Genomic DNA, 853 nt, shown 5'->3' on the forward strand with positions numbered 1-853 from the left:
TTTGCCGACAGCAAAAACGTGATTCTGTACGTCAGTAGAGGTGTCAGCATCCCTCACCGTTGCCAGCGTTTCCGCTAGGTCTAAAAGCATGCCCCGCTCATTTTCATCAGGGGCCCTGTATGACCTATTTGGCATTACAAACATGCGGCAGTAAGCAACGGCACAACTTACCAACTTGCTCAGAGTAGCAACATCGGCTCTAGAATCAATATCCCCCCTATAGCGCCTTATTAGCTTCCACAACATCTGCTCGTCTTCTGCGTTGCACGCGGAGGCTATGTTTATTAGCAGGCAGAACGTCAACTCACACAGCTCGATGCTCGGAACCTTGCCGTTGTGTATGTGCCAAACGGGATTGTCTTTATTAGGAGTGCAGTTGTATTCCTGGACCAGAGATAGGTAATCGTCAACAAATTTCGGTACAACATCAAAACACAAGCGCTTTGCCCTTTTCGGGTTTTGGAACACATATAGCGCCAAGCTCTCGTAAGGAGCACAAGATAGCCACTCCTCGACGGAGAAGCCATTTCCTTTGGATTTTGAAATCTTCTTGCCGTCTCTATCGAGGAAAAGCTCATACGGGAACAGAACAGGAGGGGTTTTCCCTAAAATTTTACACACCTCAGCGGATGGCTTTACCGAGGGCGTCAGATCTTTCCCGTGTGCTTCGTAACGCACATCAAACGCCGCCCACCGCATGCCCCAGTCCGCCTTCCATTGCAGTTTGCAGCGTCCGCCAGTTACAGGTGTTTCTACAAGATTTCCATTGCTGTCTTCATAGAAAATCGTCCCGCTAGTAACGTCTATTTTTACTATGGGAACCTGCAAAACCTGCAACGTTTCGGGACACACT

1 pseudogene is annotated in these 853 nt (G+C 48.8%); it reads right to left on the bottom strand.

The features are described 5' to 3' along the window. A pseudogene (locus GAC_RS03120) lies at window positions 1-852 on the bottom strand (lysine--tRNA ligase); the annotation flags it as partial. Window position 853 lies beyond the last annotated feature (1 nt).

Source organism: Anaplasma marginale str. Florida (genome assembly GCF_000215485.1).
In the GTDB taxonomy this organism is placed as follows: Bacteria; Pseudomonadota; Alphaproteobacteria; order Rickettsiales; family Anaplasmataceae; genus Anaplasma; species Anaplasma marginale.